This is a genomic window from Actinophytocola sp., assembly GCF_035634895.1.
Taxonomy (GTDB): domain Bacteria; phylum Actinomycetota; class Actinomycetes; order Mycobacteriales; family Pseudonocardiaceae; genus Actinophytocola.
This window is the reverse complement of sequence record NZ_DASQCC010000196.1, coordinates 1-5432: the sequence shown is the minus strand read 5'-3', so window position 1 is coordinate 5432 and position 5432 is coordinate 1. Positions and strand designations below refer to the sequence as shown.

The window sequence follows — 5432 nt, the reverse complement described above, 5'->3', positions numbered from 1 at the left end:
AGGCCGGGCGGGCAGGCCGGGCGCCACGATCCAACGGTTCGCGGAGCGAATCAGACGAGCCGGATGCCACCGGCCAACCGTTCGCGGCTTGAGTCTGGTGGGCCGGACTCCACCGCCCACCGTTCGCGGTTGAGTCTGGCGGGCTCGGCGTCACCGCCCAAACCGTTCGCGGAGCGAATCAGGCGGGCCAGCGGTTCGCGGTGTGAGTTAGGCGGGCCAGCCGCTCGCGGGATGGATTAGGCGGTTCGGGCGCCGCGGCGTTCGGCCAGTTCGTCGGACCAGCGTGGTTGCAGGTAGTCGTCGAGGCCCTCCATCAGGCGGGCGACGTCCTGTTGGGGGCGGACCACGAGGCGCAGGAACTGGCTGCTCATCCCGAGCTTGTTGCCGCACTCCCGGATGAACACCTGGTGCCGGGTGAGGAGGTGGTCACGCAGCTCGGTGCCGTCCATGCCCTGGCCCAGCTTCACGAGCAGGAAGTTCCCCTGCGACGAGTAGACCGAGAGCCCGGGCACCCGCGCCAGCTGCATGCCCATGCCGTACCGGTCCCTGGCCAGCAGGCGCAGGCTCTCGCGGTACTCGGCGCCGTGCTGGGCGAGCATGAAGATGATCGTCTCGGCGAGTGAGTTGAGGTTCCACTTGGGCAGGATCTTGCGCATCTTGCCCGCCAGGCCGGGGTTCGCGACGAGGTAGCCGAACCGGATGCCGTGCAGGCCGAAGTTCTTGCCGAGGCTCTTGAGCACCACGACGTTCGGCCGGATCGCCGCCTCCATCGCCACGGACGGCGCGGGTTCGGCCTCCACGAAGTCGATGAACGACTCGTCGATCACCACGAGGTCCAGGTCGGACAGCTCGTCCATCAGCCGGATGACCTCGCGGCGGGGCAGGTAGCCGCCGTCGGGGTTGTTCGGGTTGCAGATGACGGCCACCCGGGATCCGCGCTGGCGGATGAAGCGCACGTACTCGTCCACGTTGAGCTGGAAGTAGTCGGCCTCCCGCAACGGGAACATGTCGACCCGCTTGCCCGTCTCCATCGGCTGGTCGGTCCACCGGCCGAACGTGGGGATCGGGATCGCGATGCTCTCGTGGATCCACATGTGGTCCATCCACGTGATCAGCTCGGTCGAGCCGTTGGCCATGGCGACCGTGGCCGCGTTCAGTCCGAGAACCCGGGAGAGCTGCTTGGTGATCGTGTCCGCGCTGCTCGGGTAGAACTTGAGCATCGTCGTCAGGTTCCTGGCGAGCTCGTCGAACATCTCCGGGGTCGGGAAGTACGGGTTGCACGGGATGCAGAAGTCCACCAGCTGCCGGCCGTGCTCCCCCATCTGCCGGGACAGCTCGAAGAACGACGGGCTGTGCGCGGTGTTCTGGAACATCGACGCCGCGTCCGCACTGTGCCGCACTGGATCACGTCCGTTCGTTTTGTACCGGTTGGTCTCCAGCAGATACGTACGAAACCGACTCTCAGTTCACGGAACGGTCTCGCCCGCGTCTCGCCGAGGTAACGTCACACCCTCCTGACCACGTGCAACAGATATTCCTTGCGGTTGAGCGGATTGTGGTCAGACCGGAGACGCGTGGGCACCTCGCCGCCGGTCACCTCCTGGTAGTGATCGAACGCGCTCTCCAGCACCCCCTCGCCACGGGTCAGGTTCGGCACGCGCTGTGACAGGGCGTGCACGCGCTCGGCCGGGATGTCACCCGCCACCACGGCGGCACCGCCGGTGACCGACGACGTGAGCGGCACGGCACGGTGTCGGACCAGCACCGGGAGCACCATGCTGTACACGTCGGCGGGCACCTCGAGCCGGAAGCGGTGCATGGGCTCGTACACCCGAGTGCCCGCGCGAGCGAGCGCCGCCATCAGCACCAGCGGGGTCAGGTTGCGGAAGTCGCCTGCCGTGCTCGACATGTTCTTGTCGAACGTGCCGTGCGCATGGCTCTGCCTGGCCCAGTAGCCGGAGTGGGTCATGGTCACGACCACGTCGGTCACGGCCCAGCCGGAAAGCCCCTGCTCGAGGGTGGTCCGGACGGTCTCCTCGACGGCCACGAAGAACGCGGACGGCATCGAGCCCAGCTCCACCCCGAGCTGGAACCGCACGCCCGAGCCGACCGGGCCGGGCTCGACCCGCAGGCCGACGGTGGCCAGGAACGGGCTCCTGCCGATGAGCTCATCCGCGGCGCCCTCGCCGACCGGGCGTTCGATGTGGATGGTCGTCGTCTCCCGGAAGTCGACGGCGATGCCGTACTCGTCGAGCAGCGTGGCCTCGATGACCTCCTTCTGCACCTCGCCGTACAGGGACACCGCGATCTCCTCGCGGGCCTGCCGCAGGTTGATCAGCGGGTCCTGCTCGGCGAGCTGGGTGAGCGCGGCGTGCAGGGCGCCCCTGTCGGACCGGTGCACCGGGGTCACCACGGTCTCCAGCGTCGGCGGCGCGAAGTGGTGCCGCTCGCCGGGTCTCGGTGTGCCGACGGTGTCGCCGACCCGGATTCCGGTGAGGCCCCACAGTTTGGCGATGCGGCCGGGGCCGGCCTCGTTCGCCGGGCCGTCGCCGAAGACGCTGATCGCCGTGACCCTGCCGGCAGGCAGGCGGTCCCGCAGGCGCAGGGTGCCGTCGAACATGCGCACGTAGGCGATCTTCTCGCCGGCCGGGCCGCGCTCGACCTTGAACACGGTGCCGGACGGTGGACCGTCCCCTCCGGACGCGGTGGGGAGCAGGGAGGTCAGACCAGTCATCAGGTCACCGACACCCGCGCCGGTGATCGCGGAGCCGAAGAACACCGGGTGCACGTCGCTGGTCCGGATGGCAAGCGTTTGCCTCAGCCGGTCGGCACTCACCGGCGTGCCGTCGACGTACGCGGCGAGCAGGGTGTCGTCGTGCTCCGCGAGGGTTTCGAGCGCGTCGCCGAGATCGGCGCGGACGGCCGGGGCGAGCCGGGTGTTGATCTCCCGGAACACCCGCTCCGGGTCGGCCCCGCGCCGGTCGGTCTTGTTGACGAAGATCAGCGTCGGGATGCGCAGGCGGCGCAGGGTCCGCATGAGCACCCGGGTCTGGGCCTGCACGCCCTCGACGGCCGACACCACGAGCACGGCGCCGTCGAGCACGCCCAGTACCCGCTCCACCTCGGCGATGAAGTCGGGGTGGCCGGGCGTGTCGATGAGGTTGACGGTGACGCCGTCGACGACGAACGACACCACGGCCGAGCGGATGGTGATGCCGCGCCGGCGTTCCAGCGCCATGGAGTCGGTCTGGGTCGAGCCGTCGTCGACGCTGCCCAGCTCGTCGATGATGCCAGCGGTCAGGAGCAGCCGCTCCGTCAGGCTGGTCTTACCGGCGTCGACATGCGCGAGAATCCCGAGGTTCAACGACTGCAAGAAGGTTCATGTCCTCTGCGTAGACGGCAGTTGGCTGGATGGACATGAACGCAGGGCGCATGACGTGAACCTCCTGTAACCGGGCTTCTTCGAGCGTCCACGTAAGCAGAGACCTCCGGCGTGGACAACCGAGTTTCGGCGCCGGACCGGCCGTCGGGAACGGCCGCCGGGCCGTCTAGCCGGCGGCCGCCGGGACGTAGCGGCGCAGTTCCACGGGGTCGTGGGCGCTGATCGTCGCCACCTCGTCGCCGTGGTCGGCGACCAGGGTGCGGAGACGGTCCTGGTTGGACAGCCGGGCCTCGTGGCCGGTCTCCGCTACGCGCTGGAACACGCGCAGGCCACGGGGACAGTCGTCGGCGGAGCGGGTCTCGCCGTGGAAGAAGTACGCGTCGCCGCAGTGCAGGAGCCAGTTGTCGTCGGTGCGGACCGCCACTCCGGCGTGGCCAAGGGTGTGACCGGCCAGTGGCACGAGCAGGAAGTCGGCCGGCAGCCCGTTCAGCTCGCGAACCGACCGGAAGCCGAACCATTCCTCACCGGCGGTCTCGTAGGTCTGCCAGTCCGGCCCGTGTGACCACTGCGCCGGGCGGAACCGGCGGCGGTCGTGCGCGGTCGCTCGTGCCATCGCGTTCCGGTGCTCCTCCGCGTACACGTGGACCTTCGCCCGCGGGAAGTCACGCAGGCCGCCCGCGTGGTCCAGGTCCAGGTGCGTGAGGACGACATGCGTGACGTCCTCAGGCTGGTAGCCGAGCCGGACCACCTGGCGCACCGCGGTCTCCTCGACGTCGAGCACCGGGCGGACCACCTGCCGGAACCACCCCGGCAGCGAGCCGCCGGGGTTCGTGATGTCCTCGACGCCGACACCCGAGTCGACCAGCACGAGCCCGTCCGCGGTCTCGACCAGCAGGCAGTGACACACCATGGTCGCCGCGCGCAGCAGGCCGGGCCGCCCGTCGACCAGGCCGCCGCCGAACGGCCGCATCGTGCCGCAGTTCAGATGGTGAACTCGCATTACATTGCCCCTTCGATGAGTACCCGCAGGTCCGCGGCGACCTGACGCAGCGGAGCCACGTCACGCCGCGTTTTGGTCAGCAGCAAGGCGCCTTCGACGGCGGCCAGCACGGTGGTCGCGAGCCCGGGCGCACGGTCCACGGCAACTCCTTGCCGCACAAGGAACTCGACGAGCACCTCCGACCAGGAGGCGTACGCCGACGCGCATGCAGCACGGATCCGCTCGCTCTCCCCCGCCGCGTCCAGCGCGACGGTCGCCACCGGACAGCCACGCCTGAAGTCCGACTCGACCAGGTGCTCGGCGAACAGTTCCAGCACACCGTCCAGATCATCCACCGCACGCAGGCTCGCGCGCACCTCGCCTGCCGCCAGGGCCACCGACTCGACGGCGAGCTGTTCCTTCCCACCCGGGAAGTGGAAGTACAGCGAGCCCTTCGGCACCCGCCCCTCCTCGACGACCTGGTTGAGCCCGGTCGCGTGGTAACCCTGGGTCCGGAACAGGGTCGCGGCGGTGCTGAGCAGGCGGGCCCGAGTCTCCCCACGCTTTGCCATGGGCAGGACTATATAGACCGGTCTAGTTTCTAGGCAACCTCAGCGACGAGCAGTTGGGCCAAGTGCCGAACATCGGCTGCGGTTTAGAAGAGGAATGATCGTTCATCGCCGTCACCTTCTGTTGGCTGATCGCGGAGTTCTTCGAGCGTCCGCCGGCCTGCCAGGTGCACGAAGAGCCGGGCGGTCACGATCGCGTCGTAGGCGGCCCGGTGCGGCTGGTCCTCTAGTGTCCCGCGCCGGAAATCAGGCAACTAATTCGGCGGCCCAGCTTCCCGCTGGCGGCGTTGCCGGTTCGCCCAAGTACGACCCAGTACGAGGACGAACCGGCGCCTTGCCAGCAGAAACCTGGATCCACCGACTTAGAGGCTCCGGCAATTGGTGGCCACCGAGTCGAGCTTGACAGGGGGCGGTGATGGTGCAGGCACGGACGCAGGTGATCATGAAGTTTCTGACGCTACGTGATCACCGGGGTGCCCGTGCCTGCCGTGCCATCTTGCCT

4 protein-coding genes are annotated in these 5432 nt (G+C 68.8%); all 4 read right to left on the bottom strand.

All coding sequences use genetic code 11. From position 1 onward, the window contains the following. Positions 1–236 precede the first annotated feature (236 nt). The 4 genes from VET29_RS29770 to VET29_RS29755 all read right to left on the bottom strand — a co-directional run bounded on the left by VET29_RS29770 (position 237) and on the right by VET29_RS29755 (position 4933). The gene (locus VET29_RS29770; RefSeq protein ID WP_324926518.1) at positions 237–1400 is read right to left on the bottom strand and encodes a histidinol-phosphate transaminase; all 1164 of its coding nucleotides are present in this window, start codon (positions 1398–1400) and stop codon (positions 237–239) included. A gap of 104 nt (positions 1401–1504) precedes the next feature. Beyond that, positions 1505–3373: a translation factor GTPase family protein gene (locus VET29_RS29765; RefSeq protein ID WP_324926516.1), complete on the bottom strand. Its 1869-nt coding sequence runs from the start codon at positions 3371–3373 to the stop codon at positions 1505–1507. 175 nt (positions 3374–3548) lie between these two features. Then, positions 3549–4382, bottom strand: a complete 834-nt coding sequence (locus tag VET29_RS29760) for an MBL fold metallo-hydrolase (protein ID WP_324926513.1) — start codon at positions 4380–4382, stop codon at positions 3549–3551. Continuing rightward, positions 4382–4933 carry a TetR/AcrR family transcriptional regulator gene (locus tag VET29_RS29755; RefSeq protein WP_324926510.1) on the bottom strand — a complete coding sequence of 184 codons (552 nt, stop codon included), beginning with the start codon at positions 4931–4933 and terminating at the stop codon, positions 4382–4384. Before VET29_RS29755 ends, VET29_RS29760 begins: the two co-directional genes overlap by 1 nt. Positions 4934–5432: the final 499 nt, after the last annotated feature.